This is a genomic window from Deltaproteobacteria bacterium (assembly GCA_016178705.1).
Lineage (GTDB): Bacteria > Desulfobacterota > Binatia > HRBIN30 > JACQVA1 > JACOST01.
The window spans coordinates 1-22,692 of record JACOST010000028.1; the positions used below are offsets into that span (position 1 = coordinate 1).

Annotated in this window: 22 protein-coding genes; 8 read left to right on the top strand and 14 right to left on the bottom strand. The window is 64.3% G+C overall.

All coding sequences use genetic code 11. From position 1 onward, the window contains the following. Nucleotides 1–25: 25 nt before the first annotated feature. Nucleotides 26–1,732, top strand: coding sequence for a hypothetical protein (locus HYR72_17050; protein MBI1816688.1), 1,707 nt, complete (start codon nt 26–28; stop codon nt 1,730–1,732). 492 nt (nt 1,733–2,224) lie between these two features. On the opposite strand, the gene HYR72_17055 is transcribed toward HYR72_17050, so the two are convergent. The 13 genes from HYR72_17055 to HYR72_17115 form a co-directional block, all read right to left on the bottom strand. Continuing rightward, nucleotides 2,225–2,602, bottom strand: coding sequence for a DUF559 domain-containing protein (locus tag HYR72_17055; protein MBI1816689.1), 378 nt, complete (start codon nt 2,600–2,602; stop codon nt 2,225–2,227). 196 nt (nt 2,603–2,798) lie between these two features. After that, on the bottom strand, nt 2,799–3,098 hold the full coding sequence (locus HYR72_17060) for a cytochrome C oxidase subunit IV family protein (protein MBI1816690.1): 300 nt from the start codon (nt 3,096–3,098) through the stop codon (nt 2,799–2,801). A 7-nt stretch (nt 3,099–3,105) separates the two neighbouring features. Then, nucleotides 3,106–3,684, bottom strand: coding sequence for a cytochrome c oxidase subunit 3 family protein (locus HYR72_17065; GenBank protein MBI1816691.1), 579 nt, complete (start codon nt 3,682–3,684; stop codon nt 3,106–3,108). A gap of 73 nt (nt 3,685–3,757) precedes the next feature. Continuing rightward, entirely contained in the window at nt 3,758–5,377 is a 1,620-nt protein-coding gene (gene ctaD / locus HYR72_17070; GenBank protein ID MBI1816692.1) for a cytochrome c oxidase subunit I, read from the bottom strand. A 130-nt stretch (nt 5,378–5,507) separates the two neighbouring features. Then, nucleotides 5,508–6,470, bottom strand: coding sequence for a cytochrome c oxidase subunit II (gene coxB, locus HYR72_17075; GenBank protein ID MBI1816693.1), 963 nt, complete (start codon nt 6,468–6,470; stop codon nt 5,508–5,510). A 5-nt stretch (nt 6,471–6,475) separates the two neighbouring features. Beyond that, nucleotides 6,476–7,396: an SCO family protein gene (locus HYR72_17080; protein ID MBI1816694.1), complete on the bottom strand. Its 921-nt coding sequence runs from the start codon at nt 7,394–7,396 to the stop codon at nt 6,476–6,478. Between the two features lie 110 nt (nt 7,397–7,506). Further along, on the bottom strand, nt 7,507–7,899 hold the full coding sequence (locus HYR72_17085; protein ID MBI1816695.1) for a hypothetical protein: 393 nt from the start codon (nt 7,897–7,899) through the stop codon (nt 7,507–7,509). An 11-nt stretch (nt 7,900–7,910) separates the two neighbouring features. Next, nucleotides 7,911–9,101, bottom strand: a complete 1,191-nt coding sequence (locus HYR72_17090) for a hypothetical protein (GenBank protein ID MBI1816696.1) — start codon at nt 9,099–9,101, stop codon at nt 7,911–7,913. Further along, on the bottom strand, nt 9,094–9,702 hold the full coding sequence (locus tag HYR72_17095) for a cytochrome c (protein ID MBI1816697.1): 609 nt from the start codon (nt 9,700–9,702) through the stop codon (nt 9,094–9,096). The genes HYR72_17090 and HYR72_17095 overlap by 8 nt, the downstream gene beginning before the upstream one ends. Nucleotides 9,703–9,764: 62 nt before the next feature. Beyond that, nucleotides 9,765–10,274 (bottom strand): DUF3341 domain-containing protein, encoded by a 510-nt coding sequence (locus HYR72_17100; protein MBI1816698.1) that lies wholly within the window; start codon nt 10,272–10,274, stop codon nt 9,765–9,767. Nucleotides 10,275–10,297: 23 nt separating this feature from the next. After that, the gene (gene nrfD, locus HYR72_17105; GenBank protein ID MBI1816699.1) at nt 10,298–11,674 is read right to left on the bottom strand and encodes a polysulfide reductase NrfD; all 1,377 of its coding nucleotides are present in this window, start codon (nt 11,672–11,674) and stop codon (nt 10,298–10,300) included. Continuing rightward, a complete protein-coding gene (locus HYR72_17110) occupies nt 11,671–14,667 on the bottom strand; it encodes a TAT-variant-translocated molybdopterin oxidoreductase (protein MBI1816700.1) in 2,997 nt (998 codons plus the stop codon). Before HYR72_17110 ends, nrfD begins: the two co-directional genes overlap by 4 nt. A 61-nt stretch (nt 14,668–14,728) precedes the next feature. Next, complete coding sequence (locus tag HYR72_17115) at nt 14,729–15,385, bottom strand: cytochrome c3 family protein (GenBank protein ID MBI1816701.1); 657 nt, start codon at nt 15,383–15,385, stop codon at nt 14,729–14,731. A 348-nt stretch (nt 15,386–15,733) separates the two neighbouring features. On the opposite strand from HYR72_17115, the gene HYR72_17120 reads away from it, so the two are divergent. Next, nucleotides 15,734–16,993 carry a patatin-like phospholipase family protein gene (locus tag HYR72_17120; GenBank protein MBI1816702.1) on the top strand — a complete coding sequence of 420 codons (1,260 nt, stop codon included), beginning with the start codon at nt 15,734–15,736 and terminating at the stop codon, nt 16,991–16,993. 18 nt (nt 16,994–17,011) lie between these two features. Here HYR72_17120 and HYR72_17125 read toward each other — a convergent pair whose 3' ends face one another. Continuing rightward, entirely contained in the window at nt 17,012–17,368 is a 357-nt protein-coding gene (locus tag HYR72_17125; GenBank protein MBI1816703.1) for a VOC family protein, read from the bottom strand. A 116-nt stretch (nt 17,369–17,484) separates the two neighbouring features. Here HYR72_17125 and HYR72_17130 point away from each other — a divergent pair, with 116 nt between their 5' ends. From HYR72_17130 to HYR72_17155, 6 genes are all read left to right on the top strand, one after another. Then, nucleotides 17,485–18,633: an acyl-CoA dehydrogenase family protein gene (locus HYR72_17130; GenBank protein MBI1816704.1), complete on the top strand. Its 1,149-nt coding sequence runs from the start codon at nt 17,485–17,487 to the stop codon at nt 18,631–18,633. A 103-nt stretch (nt 18,634–18,736) separates the two neighbouring features. Beyond that, entirely contained in the window at nt 18,737–19,504 is a 768-nt protein-coding gene (gene xth, locus HYR72_17135) for an exodeoxyribonuclease III (protein MBI1816705.1), read from the top strand. Between the two features lie 116 nt (nt 19,505–19,620). Next, nucleotides 19,621–20,058, top strand: coding sequence for a nitroreductase family deazaflavin-dependent oxidoreductase (locus HYR72_17140; GenBank protein ID MBI1816706.1), 438 nt, complete (start codon nt 19,621–19,623; stop codon nt 20,056–20,058). After that, nucleotides 20,055–20,633: a DNA-3-methyladenine glycosylase I gene (locus tag HYR72_17145; protein ID MBI1816707.1), complete on the top strand. Its 579-nt coding sequence runs from the start codon at nt 20,055–20,057 to the stop codon at nt 20,631–20,633. The genes HYR72_17140 and HYR72_17145 overlap by 4 nt, the downstream gene beginning before the upstream one ends. A gap of 292 nt (nt 20,634–20,925) precedes the next feature. Beyond that, entirely contained in the window at nt 20,926–22,176 is a 1,251-nt protein-coding gene (locus HYR72_17150) for a CoA transferase (GenBank protein ID MBI1816708.1), read from the top strand. 23 nt (nt 22,177–22,199) lie between these two features. Beyond that, entirely contained in the window at nt 22,200–22,673 is a 474-nt protein-coding gene (locus tag HYR72_17155) for a GNAT family N-acetyltransferase (GenBank protein MBI1816709.1), read from the top strand. The last annotated feature ends 19 nt before the right edge of the window (nt 22,674–22,692 follow it).

The window sequence follows — 22,692 nt, forward strand, 5'->3', positions numbered from 1 at the left end:
CGGGGTGCCGCTGTTCGTAGAAGAATTGACCCGCGCGGTGCTGGAGGCGGAAGGCGCCGCCCTGATGACGCGGGAGATTCCCGTGACCTTGCAGGACACGCTCATGGCGCGGCTCGACCGGCTCGGACCGGCGAAGGAGACTGCGCAGATCGCGTCGGTGATCGGACGCGAGTTTTCGTATGCGCTGCTGCGCGCAGTCAGCGGGCTCGCCGACGAGCCGTTGCAGGCGGCGCTCGCGCAGCTCGCCGACGCCGAGCTGGTGTATGTGCGCGGACTGCCGCCCGAGGCGACGTACACCTTCAAGCACGCGCTGATCCAGGACACGGCGTACGAATCGCTGCTCAAGAGTCGGCGGCGGGAGCTGCACCGCGCGGCGGCGGAGGCGTTGACGGGGCGCTTCGCCGCCCTGGCCGAGGCGCAGCCGGAGATCGTGGCGCAGCACTGGGAGGCGGCGGGCGAAGCGGAGCGTGCGATGAGCGCGTGGCAGGAGGCGGGTGACCGTGCCAAGGAGCGCAGCGCCATGGTCGAAGCCGAGCGGCAGTACCGCCGTGCGCTGGCGGTGCTGGCGACGCAGCCGGACACGCCCGCGCGTGCTTCGCAGGAGTTGACGCTGCAAATCGCGCTTGATGGCGTCGTGGGCGTCTCCCGCGGTCTTGGGTCGGCGGAAAGAGAGCCGATGAGGGAGCGGGTGCGCGAGCTGAGCGCGCAAACCGGCGATACCCGACAATTCGTATTCTCCCTGATCGTGGCATGGGCGTTGCCGATCGCGCGGGGCGAACCGCGGGCAGCCCTGGTGTTCGCTGAACAGGCACTCACGGCGGCCCGCAGCGACGGCTCCAACTTCGCGCTCGCCTGGGCACATATGGCGGTCGGGCAGACGCAATTCCATCTCGGTGATCTCGACTCCGCAGACGAGCACGCCGCGGCCGCGCTGCGGTTTTACCGTGAAGGAGACCATCGCGACTTCCCGACCGAGCCCGGAGCGCCTGCGCAAGGTTTTCTAGCGTGCGTCTTGGCGCACAGGGGCTTCCCCAAACAGGCCCAGCGCGAGATTGAGAAGCTGCTCGATCGTGCTCAGCGGCTTGCACTCGCATCGCAGCAGTGTCTCGCCTACGCGTGTGCAGCTGGCGCGCACGCGCAGCTCCGCGAGGTGCCTGCCGTCGCGGCGCTCGCGGAGCGAAGCCTGTCTCTCTCGGTGGAAAACGACCTGCCGCCATTCACCGGATGGAGCCACGTCTTCCACGGTTGGGCACTTGCCCTTCAGGGTGGAACGGTAGATGGGATAGCCGAGCTGCGCGAGGGGCTTGCTGGGCTCGCCGCCGTGGGGACTCGCACGAATGCGGGACAGTACCTCGGCTGGCTCGCCGAGGCGCAGCTCCTGGCCGGGCAGGTGAGCGACGGCCTGACCACCATTGAGGAAGCGCTGACCGCGGTTCCCGAAGAGCGCCTCTTCATCCCGGAGCTGCTGCGCCTGCGCGGCGAGCTGCGCGCCGCGGCCGGCGCCGATGCCGCCACCGTCGAGGCGAGCTTCAACGAAGCGATCGCCCTCGCCCGCGAGATCGGCACCAAGCTCGTCGAGCTACGTGCCACCACCAGCCTCGCGCGCTTCCTCGCCCGTCACGGCCGCAGCGCCGAGGCCCGCGCCCTCCTCGCCCCGCTCTACGCCTGGTTCACCGAGGGCTTTGACACCCCCGACCTGCAAGACGCCAATACGCTGCTGTCGGAGCTGTAGGCGCATCGTCTGCGACACAAAAGCCAGCGGCCCCTGGTCTGCGGCGTTCCCTCCTCTGCGGCATCACCAGCCGCGGAGGAGGGCTAGGGTGGAGGCCTCCGTTCTGGGGGAGTGCCTCCGCATCGAAGCGGATCGGAAGGCCTCCACCCTAACCCTCCTCCGTTCGCGGAATTGCTCACGGAGGAGGGGACCGGACGGCGGCTTGGCGAATCAACGCGACGATCAGTTCAGTACGCAGTGCGCACAACGGTTCCCTCCTCTGCGGCATCACCCGCCGCGGAGGAGGGCTAGGGAGGAGGCCTCCGTTCTGGGAGAGTGCCTCCGCATCGAAGCGGATCGGAAGGGCCTCCACCCTAACCCTCCTCCGTTCGCGGAAGTGCTCACGGAGGAGGGGACCGGACGGCGGCTTGGCGAATCAACGCGACGATCAGTTCAGTACGCAGTGCGCACAACGGTTCCCTCCTCTGCGGCATTACCCGCCGCGGAGGAGGGTTAGGGAGGAGGCCTCTTCAGCGCCGCCGCAATTGCGCCGAGGACCGCATCGAGATTACGATTGATCTCTTCATTGGTGAACCGGATCACCCGAGAGTGATGTTCCGAATCGAGCCACTGCGTTCGCGCCTCGTCGTACTCAGCTCGTTCGGCATGCGTGTCACCGTCGACTTCGATGATCAGTCTGGAGGACGGGCAGTAGAAGTCGACGATGAAGCGACCCATCGGATACTGACGGCGAAACTCGAAGCCGTCGATCTGCCCGCCGCGCAACTGGCGCCACAGCCGCTGCTCGGCGGGCGTGAGTGCGCGACGAAGCTGGCGCGCGCGTTCTTGAATCGCAGGCGACGAGCGCCAGCGCCGGCGGGGTTCAGACATGCCACAATTCTACACCGGACCGATCTGAATGGCCTCCACCCTAACCCTCCTCCGTTCGCGGAAGTGCTCACGGAGGAGGGGACCGGATATGGTGGCCGCGTGAAGGCGTTCCCTCCTCTGCGGCATCACCAGCCGCGGAGGAGGGCCAGGGTGGAGGCCTCCGACTCACTGCTCACGCGTCACGACTCACCGCCGCCTACGGCCGCGCCACCATCAGCCAGCCGCGGGTGAGCGGATCGACGAGGATGATGGTGATCATGATGGCGAGCCAAACGAAGCCGACGGACACGACCAGCCACGTCAGTCGCGGGCTGTAGCGGAGGTGCATGAAGTAGAGCAGCACCAAGGTTGCCTTTACCACCGCGATGGCGAGCGCGATGACAATGTTGAGGCGGCCGAGATCGATCGTCGCGGCGCTCACAGTCAGGCCGGTGAGCACCAGCAGCGCCAGAAAGATCGCGAAATAGACTCGGAGGGACACGGTGTGCGCCGACATGATGCGCCTACGCCCCCCCGTGCCGCGCGATGAGGTACAGCAGCGGGAAGAGGAAGATCCACACGATATCCACGAAGTGCCAGTAGAGGCCGGTCAGCTCGACCGGCGTCGAGTACGCCGGCCCAAACCGTCCGGCGCGCGCTTGCGCGACCAGCACGGCGAGAATGCCGAGGCCGATGATCATGTGGAGCGCGTGCAGGCCAGTCATCGCGAAGTACAGCGAGAAGAACAACTGCGCCTGCGGTGCGTCGGGACCGTGATAGGTGAAGTACGGCCCCGGCACGAGTCCATGATGAAATTTTTCTGCGTACTCGACGACCTTCACGCCGAGAAACACCGAGCCGAGAAGCATCGTCAGCAGCAGGAACAGCACTTGCGCCCCGCGCTTGCCCACTTGCGCGGCGTGCACGGCGAGCGCCATGGTCAGGCTGCTGCCGATCAGCACCACTGTGTTGAACGCGCCCATTGTGAGATCGAGATGATTGCTCGCGTCGCCGAAGGCGTGCGAGTAGAGCGTGCGGTACATCACGTAAGCGGTGAACAGCCCGCCGAAGAACATGATCTCGGTGACCAGGAACACCCACATCCCCAGCGCGGAGGCTTCATACTGCTGCGCGGCGTCGTCGAACTGATGCTGATGCGCGAACGTGGCGGCATGGTCAGACAACGGGAACCTCCTGCGCGGCTTCGAAGGCGAAGGATTCGTAGTCGTAGGCTTCGTGCGTCACCACCGGGGTCGTCGCGAAATTCTCGGTCGGCGGCGGCGATGGCGTCTGCCACTCGAGGCCGACCGCTTGCCACGGGTTGGCGGTCGCTATCGCGCCGTAGCGCAGCGACCACAGGAAGTAGAGCATCGGTAGCAGATAGCCGATGCCTAAGATCGACGCGCCCGCGGTCGACATCACGTTGAGCACTTGGAACTCCGCCGGGTAGGCGTAGTAGCGGCGCGGCATGCCGAGATAGCCCAGTACGAACTGCGGGAAGAACGTCAGGTTGAAGCCGATGAACAGAATCACCGCGGCGATCTTGGCGAGGGTTTCGGGATACAGGCGGCCGCTGATCTTGGGCCACCAGAAGTGCAGGCCGCCGAGATACGCCATGATCGCGCCGCCGACCATGATGTAGTGGAAGTGCGCGACCACGAAGTAGGTGTCGGTGACGTGCACATCGACGCCGATCGATGCCAGGAACAATCCCGTCAGTCCACCAATCGTGAACAACCCGATGAAGCCGAGCGCGTACAACATCGGCGCCTCGAACGAGACCGAACCTTTGTAGAGCGTCGCGGTCCAATTGAAGACCTTCACCGCCGACGGGATCGCAACCGCGAAGCTGAGGAACGAGAAGATCAACGCGGCATACACCGACATGCCGGTGACGAACATGTGATGCGCCCACACGAGAAAGCCGAGCAGCGCAATCGCCAAGCTGGAGATCGCCACGAAGCCGTAACCGAACACGCGCTTGCGCGAGAAGCAGGCGATCAGCTCGCTGATCACGCCCATCCCCGGCAGGATCATGATGTAGACGGCCGGATGCGAGTAGAACCAGAACAGGTGCTGGAACAAAATTGGATCGCCGCCGAGCGCCGGATCGAAGATGCCAAGATGGAACGCGCGCTCGATGCCGACCAGCAACACCGTGATCGCAATCACCGGCGTGCCGAGAATCATGATGATGCTGGTGGCGTAGTGAGCCCAGATGAACAGCGGCAGGCGAAACCAAGTCAGCCCCGGCGCGCGCATGCGGTGGATGGTGACGATGAAGTTGAGGCCGGTGAGGATTGACGAGAAGCCGGTGATGAAGACGCCGAGCGCGGTGGGGATGACGTTGGTGTTCGACGCGGTCGTGCTGAAAGGCGTGTAGAAGGTCCACCCGGTATCGACGCCGCCGGTGACCATAGCGAACAACGTGAACAGCGCGCCGACGACGTAGATGTACCAACTCAGCAGGTTGAGCCGCGGGAACGCGAGGTCGCGGGCGCCGATCATGATGGGAATGAGAAAATTACCCAGTACGGCGGGAATCGACGGCACCAGGAAGAAGAAGATCATCACGATGCCGTGCATGGTGAACAGCTTGTTGTAAGTGTCCGCCGTCACCAGGTCGCCCGCGGGGGTGAGCAATTCGAGGCGGATCAGCAACGCGAACACGCCGCCGAGAAAGAACATCAGCGTGATCGATGCCAGATAGAGCAAGGCGATCCGCTTGTGGTCCACGGTCAGCAGCCACGACCGGATGCCGTAGTCGGCGTTGAGATAGTGTGTGCGGGGTTCCATAGGATTGGGGGTCAGACGATAATCGCAAGACGCGGGCGGGCCGCCCGCGCTACCGGGATGCTCTTGGATCCGGTAGGGCGGGCCGCCCGCCCGCCTCCCTTCATTCTTGGAAGGCTCTTGATGGGGTGACTCACGAGTGTGACTCCTGTCTGACCGGCCCCTGATCCCCAACCCCCAGCCCCTTGAGATACGCGATCAACTGCAGCAGGCCCTCTTCGCTTACCAGGCCTTTGAACGTCGGCATGATCGGTTGATAGCCGGCGACGATCTTCGCTTGCGGGTTGAGGATCGAATCACGCACGTAGGCTTCGTCGACGACGATGGTGTCGCCGCTCTGCATCTGGACCTTCTTGCCGAAGAGGCCATCGAGCGCCGGACCGCGCGCGCCCGACTCGCCGCTGTGGCAGGTCACGCAGCCGAGTTGCTGGAAGAGCGTTTCGCCCGCCGACACCAGCGACTGCTTGACCCCGCCGCTGAGCCACCCCTCGTAATCAGCCGGTTCCATCACGATCACCGATCCGATCATGCCGGAGTGCTGCGTGCCGCAGTACTCGGCGCAAAAGAGATGATACGTGCCGGGCTTGGTGGCCTCGAACCACGTCGCGGTGTAGCGGCCGGGAATCGCGTCTTGCTTGATGCGAAACGCCGGCACGTAAAAGCTGTGGATCACGTCTTCCGACGTCATCGTCACTTTCACCGGGCGACCGACCGGCACATGCAGCTCGTTGATCTCGCGCTGCCCCTCGATGTGTTGCAGCTTCCACATCCACTGCTTGCCGACGGCGAAGACTTGCAGCGCGTTGTCGGGCGGCCGTTGCAGTCGCACGAATACGCTCGCGCCCCACACGAACATGACCATCGCGATGCCGAACGGAATGATCGTCCACACCAACTCTAACGCAAGCGCCCCTTCGATGGCGTGCGGCCGATCGGTAGCCGAGCGACGCCGATAGCGGACTGCAAACACGACCAGCAGCACCGCGATCAGCGCAGCGAAGAACGCGCTCACCGCACACAGGAAAAAGAACAGCGCGTCCACGTCCTTCGCGACGGTGGAGGCTTGCTCCGGAAACAGTGGCAGGTGCGACAGCATGAGACTTATATTCTCCCTCTCCCACTGGGAGAGGGCTGGGGTGAGGGCGGAGCAACGACGGGCTTTCGCTCCCCAACAGAGGCGAGAGCAATGTCTCGGCGGCGCTGCGCGCGCTCGCGGCGCAGCATAACGATCATGAAGGTAGCGATGCTGAGCACGGTGATGACGCCGCCGAGCCGGACCATGTTCAAGGCGACGGCGCCGTAGCGGCCGGTCGCCGGATCGTAGTGGAAGCAGTACAGCAGCAACTGATCGATCGGCGAGCCGATGCGATTCTCCGCGGCTTCGACCAGTCCGAGTCGCAGATCGCGGGGCGCGTACTCGACACCGAAGAAGTAGCGCGCGATGCGTCCCGCCGGTGTCAGCAGCGTGATGCCGGCGGCGTGGGCGTACTGCTTTTGCTCGGGGACGTAGGTGTAGCGAAAGCCGATCGCAGCGGCCAAGGCCGTGATCGCCGGCTCGTCGCCGGTTAAGAAGTGCCAGCCGCGTTCCGCACCCGGGCGCTTGTAGCGTTCGAGGTAGGTCTGCTTCTTCGCCGCGGCGAGTGCCGGCGTTTCGCGCGGGTTGAAACTGACGGTGACCACTTCGAATTGTTCGCCTACGTTGAAGCTGAGGACCGCAAGGGCGCTGGCGAGGCCGTTGAGCGTGAGGGTGCAGAGCATCGGGCATTCGTAGTAGACCAGCGCGAGGATGACGGGCTTGCTTCCAAAATATTGCCCGAGCTGAACCGCCGCACCGGTTTCGTCGCGGAACATCAAATCCAACGGCACCTGCTGATCGAGGTGCTGGTCGATACCGACCTCGCGAAGTACGGCGGGCTGCGCGGTGTCTTCCGCGCGTGCGACGGTGGCGAACGCGAGGAGCAGCAGTGCGACAGCGAGTAGTGGGCGCCAGCCGCCGACCTCCGAACCGTAGGGGCGACGCATGCGTCGCCCTCCGGCGTGACGGCGCGGGGATAGGAAGGCGATGTGTGCGATGACACCGAATCGGAGGGCGACGCATGCGTCGCCCCTACAAGGACGGGCGGTGGTGCGTATCATCGCGCCACCTTCGTCGGCGCCTGCCGCTGCGCCAGCAATTCCATTGCGCGCTCGATCGGAATGCGGGTCACGCCGGCCTTGCGATCGACCCAGCCGTAGGTTTGCAGCACCGCGTCTTCTTCGACGCGCATTTGTAGGAGATCCTTGCGCGGATCGGTTTGCAGACGCGGCTCGGGCGGCACCTGCCGTCCGAAGCTGTGCGCCAACGGATTCGGCCGCGGGCTCTCTCTCGCCTCGTTTGTTGCCAGATGCGCGAGCAGTCCCCAGGTCAGCAGCAGCGATCCGCAGAGGAGCACGACCAGTCCGATGAGTCCGCCGACCACCGGCCGCAGGTAGACGTCGCGCGTCTCGTGGCCGACGTTGGTGCTGTGGGGATCGGAATGCGCCATGCCCTCAGTGCTCACGCGGCCTGCGGCAGCGAGGGATCGTGAATCGCCACCAGCGACCGACCCTTGAGTTGCCAGATGAAGAACCACAGCCAAATCCCGCCGACAGCAACGACGCAGGCGAGATCGAGCCAATGCACGCTGAACTCCGCCGGATGAAAGGCCGGCGTGACGAGCCAGAACAAATCGACGAAGCGAATCACGATGACGCCGAAGGCTACCGCGGCCAGCTTGCGAGCATCCCGCTTCACGTCGCGCGAGAGCAGGATGATGAACGGCAGCACGAAGTGGCCGAGGATCAACGCAATGCCGATCCACTGCCATCCGCCGCGCAGGCGACTGAGGTACCAGGGAATCTCTTCGGGCAAATTGGCCGACCAGATGATGAGGAACTGCGACAGCGAGAAGTACGTCCACAACATCACGAACGCCAGCAGCAGTTTGCCGAGGTCATGGAATTGCTCGATCTCGATCACATTGGCGAGCGGACCGCCGTCGGCCGCCAACAATGCCGCGAGCGGAATCACGAACGCCATAGCCGCCAGCACCTGGCCGCCCATGATGAGGATGCCGTAGATGGTCGAGGCCCAGTGCGGCTCGAGCGACATGATCCAGTCGATCGACGCGAAGGTCACGGTGAGGCCGATCAACAGGAGACCGCCGCGGCTGAGTTGCTCCAGCCAGTTGCCCGGCCCGGGATCGGTGGTGCGATCCTGCTCCAGCGACCAGCGGTTGAGGAAGTGCATCACCGTGAGCCAGGCACTGAAGTACAATACGGCTCGGGCAAGAAAGAACGGTACGTTGAGATACGCGCTCTTGTGCAACAGCGCCGCGTCGTGCGCGACGTGCTCGGGCTGCGCCCACGTGTACAGATGGTCGACGCCGAGCGCGATCGGCACGAACAGCACCGCCAGCAACGGTAGCGTGCGGGTACCGCATTCGAGCAAGCGGCGGATCACCGCGCCCCACGCCCCGCCGGCGATGTGGTGGATCATCAGGATCGCCATGCTGCCCAGGGCGATGCCGAACCAGAACAGGTAGGCGATCAGATACGAGCGGAAGAATTGTGTCGGACTAGTCATCGCGCCGGCGCTGCACAGACCGATGCCGAGCACGCCGACCGCCAGCGCGAGTCGCTGCACGCGATTGAGCGCGTGGTCCGGGCTCAGCCGGATGTCGTCGAAGGCGTGAGCGCGGCTAGTCATGACTCTGTGCCAGTGTCGCCCGTTCAGCCGGCGGGACATCCGACAGCGCGGCGTGCTGACTGAGCTGGAGCGCTCGTATGTAGGCGACGATCGCCCAGCGATCGGTGACGGGAATTTGCGACGTGTAGTCGGGCATCGCGCCGAAGCCACGGCTGATGACATCGAAAACGTAGCCCGGCGCGGTAGCGCGCAGCCGGTCGATGTGCAGCGACGGCGGACGGCGATAGCCGCGGCGCACGATCATGCCCTCGCCGTTGCCGAGGCGGTCATGGCAGGGCGAGCAATAGATGTCGTAGCGTTCCTGTCCGCGATCGAGTACCTCGCGCGTGATCGGGAGCGGGAAGGTGGCCACGAAGTCCGCACCTGACTTGCCGGTGTGCAGCGCGTCGTCATCGTCGAGATGGCCGCGCGCGACCGTGTCGGGCACCAGCGGCCGTGACGCACGGCCGTCGTCGAAGAACGGACTCGATTTGAGCGGCTTGTACTTCGGCTGATCGTGCATGTCCTGCCGACAGCCGGCGAGTAGCAACAGGGCGAAAAGGCAGATAGCAGATGGCTGATGGCGAATCGCTCCCTTTAGCCGATCTGCGGCGTGCGACATGCGACGAGTGACCACGCGCGTCTTCAGACAATCCGCAATCCCCAATCCGCAATCCGCAATCATCAATGCTCCACCTCGCTGATTGAACGCGGCACCTGCCGCTCGAGAAAGCGGCGCGTCGTGTCGCGATCGAACAGCGGATCGGTGCCTTCGATGCACAGGAAGAAGCGGTCGCGCGTCGCCAACGCGAAGCGCGGCACGTTGAACACCGGGTGATACGGCATCGGCAGCCCATTGAGCGCGAGCATCCCGAGCACCGCCGTCAGCGCCGCGACCAGCACGGTGCACTCGAACGTGATCGGGATGAACGACACCCAGCTATGGAACGGCCGGCCGCCGACGTTGATGGGATACTCGATCACCGATGCCCAGTACTGCAACCCGTACCCGCCGAGCCCGCCGAGGATGCCGCCGATGAGCACGAGCAGCGGCAGGCGATTGTGATGGAAGCCGAGCGCCTCCGACACTTCTTCGATCGGATACGGCGTGTACGCATCGAGCTGGCGGTAGCCCGCCTCGCGGGCGCGGCGCACCGCGGCGATCAATTCGTTCGGTTCGCTGAACTCGGCCATCAGGCCATGGATCGGCGGTCGCTTCACAGCACGCCCTCCTTGACCTCAGCCTCGGGAACGAGCGTGCGCATTTCGAAGATCGAGATCATTGGCAAGAAGCGCAGGAACAAAAACAGCAAGCTGAGGAACAGTCCGATCGTACCGATGAACGTCGTCCAATCCCAGATCGTGCCGTGGTACATGCCCCACGACGACGGCAGGAAGTCGCGGTGCAAGCTGGTGACGACGATGATGAAGCGCTCGAGCCACATGCCGACATTGACGAACAGGCAGATGACGAAGAGCAGCGGAACAGTGGCGCGCACTTTCCGGAACCACAGCAACTGCGGCACGACCACGTTGCACACCAGCAGCGACCAGTACATCTGCGCGTACGGACCGAAGAAGCGATTGGTGATCATGAACTGCTCGTAGGGGTTGGCGCTGTACCACGCCATGAAGGCTTCCATCATGTAGCCGTAGGCCACGATGAGGCCGGTGGCGAGCATGACCCTTCCCATGTAGTCGAGATGGCGTGCGGTGATGAAGTCTTCGAGGCCGTAGGCTTTGCGCAACGGGATCGCCAAGGTCATCACCATCGCGAAACCCGCGTAGATCGCACCGGCGACGAAGTACGGCGGGAAAATCGTCGCGTGCCACCCCGGAGTCACACCGACGGCGAAGTCGAAGCTGACTATCGTGTGCACCGACACCACCAGTGGCGTCGACAGGCCGGCGAGCAGCAGGTACGCCGTCTCGTAGCGATGCCAATGCGTCGCCGATCCGCGCCATCCCATCGCCAGCATGCCGTAAATGAAGCGACCGGCGCGATTCGGCGACCGATCGCGCAACGTGGCGAGGTCGGGAATCAGACCAACGAACCAGAACATCAACGACACGATCGCGTACGTTGACACCGCGAACACGTCCCAAATCAGCGGGCTGCGAAACTGCGGCCACACGCCCATCGTGTTGGGGTAGGGGAGCAGCCAGTAGAACAACCACGGCCGGCCGAGGTGGAGCAGCGGGAACATGCCGGCGCATGCAACCGCGAACAACGTCATCGCTTCCGCGAAGCGGTTGATCGAGGTGCGCCACTCCTGACGCAGCAACAGTAGGATCGCCGAAATCAGTGTGCCGGCGTGGCCGATGCCGATCCACCACACGAAGTTGATGATGTCGAAGCCCCAGCCGACGGGGATGTTGACGCCCCAGATTCCGATGCCCTCGGTGAGCAGATAGGCCACCGAGTAAAGGAACAGCATCAGCAGGCTGAACGAGATGGCGAAGCCGACGAACCACCAACGCGGCGTCTTCCCGGTCAACACCACCGCGCTGATCTTGTCGGTGACCGAGCCGAACGTATGCCCCGGCCCGATGATCGGGGCCGTCCGAGATTCGGGCCGCGAGTCTTGGCTCATCCTCGATCCTCATCGCCGAGTTCCGGATTGGGATTGCGCAGGCGCGCCAAGTAGGTCGTGCGCGGGCGCGTGTTCAGCTCGCCGAGCAGCGAGTAGTTGCGCGCCTCGGCCTTGAGTTTGGCGACGCGGCTCTGCGGATCGTTGATGTTGCCGAACACGATGGCCTCGGCCGGGCAGACTTGCTGGCAGGCGGTGACGATTTCGCCGTCGCGGATGCTGCGGTCCTCTTTCTGCGCTTCGATGCGCGCAAAATTAATCCGCTGCACGCAATACGTACACTTCTCCATCACGCCACGGGTGCGCACGGTGACATCCGGGTTTTCCGCCATCTTGAGGCTCTCGACAGTTTGGTTCGAGTACAAGAACCAGTTGAAGCGGCGCACTTTGTAGGGACAGTTGTTCGAGCAATACTTAGTCCCGACGCAGCGGTTGTAGACCATGTCATTGAGGCCTTCGCTGCTGTGCGTGGTGGCGCCGACCGGGCAGACGACTTCGCACGGCGCGTTCTCGCAATGCATGCACGGGACCGGTTGATGATAGGTCGTCGGGTTGTCGAGGTTGCCGGCGTAGTAGCGATCGACGCGTATCCAATGCATCTCGTGCCCGCGCGCAACCTCGGTTTTGCCGACGATCGGAATGTTGTTCTCCGCCTGACACGCAATGGCGCAGGCGTTGCATCCGGTACACGAGTTCAGATCGATCGCCATGCCCCACGCGTAGCTGTCGTACGGATGATCGTTCGGGTACAGCGTCATGTCCGCCGGCGGCGGCTCGGCTAATTCCCGGATGAAGTCGGGATGCGAGCGATACTCCTCGATGGCGCCGGCCAGAGCGAGGTGGCGGCCTTCCATGCTGTGGTGGTGCTGCGTGCAGGCGAGCGGATACGTCTCGCCGGTTTTGCGCAGCGTAGCGCCGCTCGCCGACCACGGGGCGTTGGCCGTACGAATCGTGTAAGCGTTGAAGCCGCTGCCGTTGCCGACCCGCCCGGCGCGGGTGCGGCCGTGTCCAAAATGAATCGTGATGGCATCGGCGACGTGGCCGGGCATGATCCAGATCGGCGCTCGCACGCTGCGGCCGGCGTAGCGCACTTCGACGAGATCTTCGCTGGCGAGCGCAAGCCGCTCGGCGGTGGCCGGCGCGATCAACGCGGCGTTGTCCCACGTCATGCGCGTCAGCGACTTGGGCAGTTCCTGCAACCAGCCGTTGTTGGCGAAGCGTCCGTCGAAGATGGTCGCGTCCGGCCGGAAGATGATTTCCAACGTGTCGTCCTTGGGATTGCGTTCGACGCGGTCGCGCGCCTTGTCCCAGTCGGGTCGCAGCGACACGGACTTCGCGGGCAACGCGCTGCCGGCCACAACGCCGTTGTGCAGCGACTCGCGCCAGAAGCGCTCGAAGTCGAGCGCCGGGTGTTGGGTCTTCCAATGGTCGCGCACGATGTCGTGGCTGGTGCGATCAGGGTGGTCCGACATCGCGGCCAGCACTTCGTGCGCGGTCTTGCCGCCGTAGAGCGGGGCGATCAGCGGCTGCATGATCGTGATCGTGCCGTCATAGGCGCGCGCGTCGCTCCAAGATTCGAGGCAGTGCGCCTCGGGGATGTGCCAATGGCACAGCTCCGACGTCTCGTCGTTGTAGAGGCTGAGGTGAACGCTCAGCGGAACCTTGCTCAGCGCGGCGCCGAAGGCGATGTCGGCCGGCGCGTTGAACACCGGGTTGCCGCCGAGGATCATCAATGCCGCGACCTTGCCGGCATCCATGTCGGTCACCAATTCGCGCAGCGAATCGGTTTGCGGGACCACGGAGGCCGAGACCGGATCGGTATGAATCACCGTCTGTCCGTGGTTGCCGAGTGCGTGATTGACGACGTGCACGAGCGTGTGCACGATCGGCGGCTGCTCATCGCCGGCGATGACAATGCTGGTGCCGCGATGACGTTGCAGGTCGGCCACGATCGTCGCGGTCCAGCGTGGGTGAGCGCCGAGCCCGCCCGGTGTCTGCACTGGCACGCCCAAAGCCGCCGCGATCGAGCGTGCGAAGTCTTCGATCTCGCCCGGCCGTAGGGCAAGTCGATGATCCGCCATCGCGCCGGTGTTCGACGGTGTGCTCTCGACCACGTAGAGCCGATTCATTTCGCTGCGCGGGTTTTGCACGCGGCGTTTGCCGCTGAAGTCGCGTACGTAGCGCACGTGCGCGGGACCGCATGAGAGGAAGTCCGCGTCGAGCGCGAGCACAACCTCCGCCTTGTCGAAGCGATACTGCGTCTCGACGTTCTCGCCGAAGGCGCGCCGGGCGCCGGCATACACCTGATCGCGGTTCGCGGGTTCGTACTGGTGCCACTTTGCGAGTGGAAACTCGGTGAGCAGCGCGCGAATCTGGCTGGCGAGCGTCGGCGAGGTGATCGTCTCAGTGAGCAGCCGCAACCCCGCGCCGCGTTGCTCACGCTGCGCTTCCAACGCGGTGCGCAGGCTGGCGAGCAGCGCACTCCACGGCCGAATGTCGCCGACGGTGGTAATCACTTGCGAACGATCGGGATCGTAGAGCGTCAACACCGCGGCCTGCGCGAAGGAGTCGGTGGCACCGAGGCTGGCGGGATGATCCGGGTTGCCCTCGACCTTGGTCGGGCGCCCCATGTGGCTTTCGACCAGCACGCCCGACGCGATGCCGCCGAGGGGAATCGCGGTGGCGAAGAAGAGCGGTCGACCCGGAACGATCTGCTCGGGCTGTCGGACGTACGGCACGATCTTCTCTTCCGGCTGGCGCGTGCACGCGTTCAAGCCGGCAAGCGCGAGCGACGCGCCCATCAGTTTCAAAAAGTCGCGCCGCTCGATCCCGTTGCCGCTCTCGCCGAAGGCAGCGCTGTGGCGCGGGAACTCGTTGTGCAGGAACCACTCGAAGTCGTCGGTCTCGGCCAGCTCTTCGAGGCTGCGCCAGTATTGCTTCCCGGTGGCGTTGGCGAGCTTGCGCCGGATGGCGGCGAGATCGACACGCTTCTTCATCGGTTCGCTGTCGCGCAGTCGTTCCGGTTGTGTGGTCAACTTCTCGTCCATTGAGTGTCGCTCAGCGATGACACGTCGAGCAATTGGTCAGATGCGCGACTTCGATGTTGTAGGTCTTGAGCAACGCGAGCCCCTGCGTGATCTGGTCACTCGGCGGCTGCCAGTTCATGTCAAACACGTGCTCGCGCGGTCGCAGGTATTGTTCCGGATGGCGATGGCAGTCGAGGCACCACTCCATCTGCAGCGAGGTGGCTTGCCAGGTGAGGTTCATGCGATCGATGCGCCCGTGGCACGAGCCACAGCCGATGCCCTTCTGCACGTGAATGCTGTGATTGAAGTAGACGAAGTCGGGCAGGTCGTAGACCTTGGTCCACTGGATCGACCGGTCGGTGCGAAAACTCGCGCGCACCGGTTCGAGCATCGGGCTGTCGACCCAGATTTGGGCGTGGCAGTTCATGCAGGTTTTCGTCGGCGGCACGCCGGCGTACGCGGTTCGTTCGACGGCGGTGTGGCAGTAACGGCAATCGATCCCGAGCTCGCCGGCATGATGGCGATGGCTGAACGGAATCGGTTGCTCGCGCGCGACCCCCGCCCGGGTGACGTAGCCCGAACGATTGATGAGCGCCAAGCCCCACAAACCACCGGCGATGACGAAGGCCGCCCCGAAGATGCTCAACCGCGAGAAGGTATTCGTACTCGGATGGAAGACCTGCGGCATCCTGCCACCGTTGTGTTCGTGGAAAAGTGTTCGCCAAAAACTGCGGCAGCTCTATCAGGGTGCCGGGTCACCTGCCAAGCAGACGCGCGACTAAATCGCCTAACGACACTTGCAAGGGTGCCTTATCTGCTTCGTGTCGTGTCTCGCCAACGTCAGCAGCGTGCGATCTTCTTCGAGGCGTAGGGGCGATGCATGCATCGCCCTCCGTGTGTCTTTGCGACGGTCACGTCCATTCGCGGGCGACGCATGCGTCGCCCCTACAGGGAACCGGGATCGCTTCGTCGCGATGCTCGCCTCGCTGTCGGCTTGACTTCGGCGCGCACCGTAGCGCACAGCATGCCGATGGCAATGCAGCCGAGACCAGAGGCGGCGCCGCGTCATGTGGCGCTGGTGATGTCGGGCGGCGGGGCGCGCGGCGCATACGAAGCGGGGGTGCTCTCGTACTTGTTCGGCGATCTCGCGGCGCGACTCGGTCGGCCGATTCACTTCGACATCGTGACCGGCACAAGCGTGGGCGCCGTCCACGCCTGCTACGTCGCGGCGACGCAACAAGAGCCCGACGCGGGTACACGCCTGACGGAGATCTGGCGCTCGCTGTCGTTCGAACGCATTTTCGAAATCGGTGCCACCGACGTGTTCCGCGTGCCGTGGCGGCTATTGGGCTTCGGAGGGCTCGGCGACTGGCTGCCCGCAAGCGACGAGAGTGCGCCGAAGCGCTTGCCGGGCCTGTTTGACACCGAGTCGCTGGAAGCGCTGGTGCTCGGACGCATCGACTGGGCGCAGCTGCGCCGCAACATCGACGAGGGTGCGCTCGAAGCGTTGGCGATCGCCGCGACCGAGGTGGCGACTGGACGCTCGGTGGTGTTTGTCGACAACCAGAGCCAGACCGTGCCGCGTTGGGCGCGCGATCCGTTCGTGATCGCCCGCGCGGCGCGCATCGACGCCGACTATGCGCTGGCATCGGCGGCGATCCCGCTGGTGTTCCCCGCCGTGCGCATCGACCGCACGTATTACTGCGACGGTGGGCTGCGCCTCAACACGCCCCTGTCGCCCGCGTTGCGCTTGGGTGCCGACCGCGTGTTGGTGATCGGCCTGCGCTACCCGCGCTCGCCCGCCGAGGAGGATCGCATCGCGCGGCGGCGCGCGGCGAACTATGCCAGCCCGACGTATCTGGTCGGCAAAGCGCTCAACGCGCTGCTGCTCGATCGCATCGAGTACGATGTCGACCGCCTGCGCTTGTTCAACGCGATTCTCGACAGCGGTGTGCGCAGCTATGGCGCCGACTTTCTCGTCCGCATCAACGAGCCGATCATCGCGCAGCGCAACACGCCGTACCGCATCGTGCGCGATCTATTTCTGCGGCCGTCGAAAGACCTGGGCGCGATCGCCGGCGAGTGTCTGCGCCATCAGCCGCGTAGCCACGGCCTGCGCGATTGGCTCAGCCGCAACGTCGCCCGCTACGCCGCCCGCGGCGCGATGGCTGAAGCGGATCTGCTCTCGTACCTGTTCTTCGATCGCTGCTACGCCGAGCACCTGATCGATCTCGGGCGTCACGACGCCGAGCAGGCAGCGGATGAGTTGATCGAGTTTCTTTCGATTGCGGATTGAGGATTGCGGATTGCGGAATCAGGTCGCGCGCTGGAATAGGACGAGGAAGGCACCGTTGGGATCGGTGACCCCAGCCGTCCGGCCGTGCGTGCCCATGTCGCGGATAGCGGTGGTGCGGTGGCCGCTGGCACTCAGCTCGGCGAGCGCGGTGTCGAGATCGGCGACCTCAAACACCGGTGTCGGTACGTTGAGCGGCGCGCCCATGCCTTCCTCGGCGCACGCAATGGCGAGCGAGACATCACCGGCCTGAAATTGAATCCAGCGATCGCCATCACGGAACTGGAGCGGCAGGCCCAAGGTCTCGGCATAGAAGCGCGCCTGCGCCGCTGGGTCGGTGGTGGCGATGAACACCTGCCGCAGCTTCTTGATCTGCATGCGGCGTCCTTACCACGCCGCGAGCGAGATGGCACCGGGGGCCGTGCCCTCTTGAACGGAGCGCGTCCAACCAGTACGGAGCGGCTTGCGCCGGCGGGTATCAGGAGGACAGCAGCATGCGACGGGACATCTTCAGCGCGGAGCACGAGTTGTTTCGCGATCAGTTCAAGCGCTTCGCCGAGAAGGAGATCGCGCCGAAAATCGAAGGCTGGAATGCGCGCGGCATGAGCGACCGCGAAACCTGGCGGCGCGCGGGCGTCGCAGGGTTTCTCGGCGCCAACGCGCCGGTCGAGTACGGCGGCGCCGGCGGCGACTTTCTCTACGATGCGATCGTGATGGAGGAGCTGGCGTGGCTGCGCGCGCACGCGATGATGATCTCGCTGCATTCGGACATCTGCATGCCGTACATTGCGACCTACGGTTCGGAAGCGCAGAAGCGCAAGTACCTTCCCGGTGCGATCAGCGGTGATCTCCTGCTCGGCATCGCGATGACCGAACCCGGCACCGGCTCCGATCTCGCCAACGTGCAGACCAAAGCCATCCACCACGGCGATCACTACGTGCTCAACGGGTCGAAGACGTTCATCTCGAACGGCCAGATCGGCGACCTGTTCATCGTCGTGGCGAAAACCGATCCCGACGCCAAGCCCGCGCACAAGGGCATCAGCCTGCTGCTCGTCGAGGCCGACCGCCCGGGCTTCGTGCGCGGCCGCAAACTCGACAAGCTCGGCCTGCGCGGACAAGACACCAGTGAGTTGGCGTTCGAAGACTGCACCGTGCCGGCCGAGAACCTGCTCGGCAAAGCTGGGCAGGGCTTCAAGATGCTGATGGAGAAACTGCAGCAGGAACGGCTGTCGATCGCGGTGGCGTCGATCGTGTCGTGCCGCCGCGCGCTCGCCGACACCATCGACTACGTGAAACAACGGCGGGCCTTCGGCCGCGCGATCGCCTCGTTCCAGAACACGCAGTTCAAGCTCGCCGAGCTGGCAACCGAAGTCGAAATCGGCCAAGCCTTCGTCGACAAGTTGTTGGTAGCGCACGTGCGCGGCGAGGAGATCGTCACCGAAGTGAGCATGGCGAAGTGGTGGACCACGGATTTGCAGAAGCGCCTCACCAGCGAGTGCGTCCAGTTGCACGGCGGCTACGGCTTCATGCACGAATATCCGATCGCCACCGACTACGCCGATGCAGCAGTGCAAACGATCTATGCCGGCACCAACGAAATCATGAAGGTGATCATCGCGCGGCGAATGGGGCTCGAATAGTAGGCAGTAGGCAGAAGGCAGAGGGCAGTAAGAAGGTGAAGGACGGACCAGCGGGGCAGGGCGGGGACTGCATACTGCCTACCGCCTACTGCCTACTACGCGCATGAAGATCGCGACCTGGAACGTTAACTCACTGCGCGTGCGGCTGCCGCTGCTGATCGAGTGGCTCGCCACGGTGCAACCCGACGTGGTGGCTCTGCAGGAGACCAAACTCGTCGACGATGATTTCCCGGTCGCCGAAATCGAGGCGGCGGGCTATGACGCGGCGTTCGCGGGGCAGAAGACCTACAACGGCGTCGCGGTGCTCAGCCGCGGTGCGATCACCGACGTCGAACGCGATGTGCCCGGGCTCGACGACGTGCAGCGCCGCTTGCTGGCCGCGACCACCGGCGGCGTGCGGGTGATCAACGTGTACGTGCCGAACGGTGAGCACATCGGCTCAGACAAGTACGCCTACAAACTCGACTGGCTCGACAATCTGACGGCGTACGCCGCGGCGCAGCTTGGCGCTCATCCGCGTCTGGTGTTGCTCGGCGACTTCAACATCGCTCCGGAGGAGCGTGACGTGTACGATCCGAAAGAATTTCAGGGGCAGGTGCTGTTCAGCGAGCCCGAGCGCGCGGCTTTTCGCCGGCTCCTGGCGAGTGGACTCACCGACACGTTCCGCTTGTTCGAGCAGGCCGATCGCAGCTTCAGTTGGTGGGACTATCGAATGAACGCGTTCAAGCGCAATCGCGGGTTGCGCATCGACCACGTCCTCGCCAGCTCGGCGCTGCGCGCCGCCTGTGTCGCCTGCCGCATCGACATCGAACCGCGCCGCCGCGAGCGGCCTTCGGATCATACGCCGGTGATGGCGGAGTTCGAAGGATGAGCCGTCGAGCAGGAGTTGCTTACAACGGATTGAACGGATTCAACGGATTCCGCTACGCATGAAATCGACAGGGAGGCCTTGGGCGTATGAGCCAACATCCTCGACACTTTGACCGAATGACGGCGGCTGATCGTATCTTCAATCGTCTCTTCGGGGCACTTGTCGGACTCGGAGTCGGCCTGTCGCATAACTACTTACTGGAAGTACGTGGCCGGAAAACCGGGACCCTCTATTCAACCCCGATCGATCTCTTGCGTCGAGAGAACCGACTCTTCTTGGTTGCGCCACGCGGATTCACGCAATGGGTCCGCAACGCGCTGGCGGCGGGCCGCGTGACGCTCAAGAAAGGTAGACAGCGGAACGAGTATCGTTTGCAGAATGTTGACGACGCGCAGAAACCGGAACTGCTCAAGGCGTATCTCGATCGCTTCAAACTGACCGTCCAGCGTTTCTTCCTCGTCCCAGCGGGCTCGCCGGTGGCGGGCTTCGTCCCCCTCATCGATCGCTACCCGGTATTCGAACTGGTGCGATCCGACGACACGCCGGGCCGATGAAGACCGATCTCGCGAAACCGCGCTGCGGTTGGGCCACCCGCGATCCGCTCTACATCCGTTATCACGACGACGAGTGGGGCGTACCGGCGCACGATGATCGGCGCTTGTTCGAATTTCTCATCCTCGAAGGCGCGCAGGCGGGATTGAGCTGGCTGACGATTCTCAAGAAGCGCGAGAACTATCGTCGCGCGCTGGCGCGCTTCGACGTAAAACGAGTGGCGACGTTCGGCGCAGCAGACGTGAAGCGTTTGCTCGCCGATGACGGCATCGTGCGCAACCGCCTGAAGATCGCAGCGACCATCGACAACGCGCGCGCGTTTCTCGCCGTGCGGAAGGAATATGGCAGCTTCGATCGCTTCGTGTGGTCGTTCACAGGCGGCCAGACGATTCAGAATCGCTGGCCGAGTCTGGCGCAAGTCCCCGCGCAGACCCCCGAGGCCGAGGCACTCAGCCGTGAGTTGAAGCGCCGCGGCTTTCGCTTCGTCGGTCCGACGATCATGTACGCCTTCATGCAAGCGGTCGGGATGGTCAACGATCATGTCACGACGTGCTTCCGGCATCGGGAGTTGAGGTAGGTAGTGTCCTGTCTCACGAGCGTCAGTAGCATGCGATCTTCTCTGAAGCGTAGGGGCGATGCATGCATCGCCCTCCGGCTTCTCCGCAGTGGACACGTCAATTCGCGGGCGACGCATGCGTCGCCCCTACGGGGAAGGGGCAATCCGATGGAAACATCATCGCAACCACGTTCATCGACAATCTGCACAGGGACAGGGAGCCAGCAATTCACCACTAACCGCTAACTCGGGCCATAGCGCTATGAGCGAGACGCACCACTAGAGAAGAGAGCAATCAGACTCGGGTGAGGGAATGAAGAGCACTCCAAACAGCACCGGCGCACTCCTCTCTGGCGTGCGCATCATCGAAAGCTCGTTGCTCGGGCCCGCCGCAGTCGGGATGAACCTCGCCGATCTCGGCGCGGACGTGATCAAAGTCGAGAACCCCGGCGGCGACTACGTTCGCAAGATGGCGTTCCCGACCATCGACGAGGTGTCGCTGCTGCATTGGCACCTCAACCGCGGAAAGCGCAGCATCGTGCTCGACCTGCGCAAGCCGGAAGCCGTCGAGGCATATCTCGATCTCGTGCGCGATGCCGACGCGGTGATCGAAGCGATGCGGCCGGGAGCGCTGGCGCGCCGCGGACTCACGTTTGAGCGGTTGCAGGCCGTCAATCCGAAGATCGTCTTCTGTTCGATCTCGGGGTACGGCATGACCGGGCCGTACAAGGACATGCCGAGTCACGGCATCGCTTACGACGCGTGGGCCGGTGTCGCGCGGCCGACCGTCGACGCGAACGGCTTCCCGACGATCCCGAGTTACACCGCCGTCGGCATCAATGCCGGGCCGCTCTATGCCGCACTCGGCATTCTCGCGGCGATCATTCGCGCGCGTGCGACGGGTCGTGGTTGTCGCTTCGAAGTGGCGCAGAGCGACGCCGCGGCCGCGTTCAATTGGAACGGAATCGAAGGCAACAAGGCGTACGAGCGACCCGAAGACGAAGTGACCGGCAACGACGGCGACGGCAAGGGGCCGCGCCGCCCCGTTGGTGACAACAGCATGACCGAGTCGGTGCGCTATCAGTACTATCGTTCGAAGGACGGCATGGTTCTCTTCATGGCCTCGGAACGCGAGTTTTGGAAAAACTTCTGCGAGGGCATCGGACGACCCGAACTGTTCGCGCACAACCCCGGCTCGAAGTATGCCGACCACGCGCGCGGCAATGTCGCGCTGCGGCGCGAGCTAGCCACGATTTTCGCCACCAAGACCACGGCCGAGTGGCTCGCATTCGGGCTCAAGGTGAACACGCCGGTAGCCCCGGTGAACGATGTGAAGTCGATCACGCGCGATCCGCAGTTCGTCGCGCGCCTGCCGTTTCGCCCGCATCAGCAGCACGGCACCGAGCTGATGCCGTCACCGATCAAGTTGCTCGACGAAGAGCTGCCGGTCCCGTCCAAGGCCGCGGCGGTGCCGGGACATGACACCGCCGCGGTCCTGGCCGATGTGCTCGGCTACGATGCCGCGCGCATCGCCGCGCTGCGCCGCGCCGGCGCGCTTGGCTGACCGCGGCGCCGCAGGCGATGACGATGAGCGTGGGGATCTGCATCGCCAGCGACGCCGATCTTGCCGCACTGGTGCGGCTCGCCTCCGCTTTTCGCGATCACCTCGGACGCTCGACGCCGACGGAGGCTGAGTTTCGAGCGTCGATCGCGCAGCTACTACGCGATCGACAGAGTGAGTTCTTCCTCGCCCGCGATGGTGGAGGTGCCGACCTTGGCTATGTGCAAGCTCGCTACCGCCACTCCGCATGGACTTCGGGGCTCGATATGGAGATCGAGGACGTCTTCGTGCTCAGCGGCGCGCGTGGCGGCGGGTGCGGACGACAACTGGTTGAGTTCGCGATCGCCCGCGCCGTCGAGAAGCGGTGTCGCCTGATCGGGCTCAACACCAACGAACGCAACGCCGGTGCGCTCGCACTGTATCGATCACTGGGATTTGCTGCCGAGCGCGCGTTGTGGAACGGCGCTCGGCAGCTCTGGCTGGAAAAGTCTCTGGGCTGAATCGCGGGCGTTGACGGCT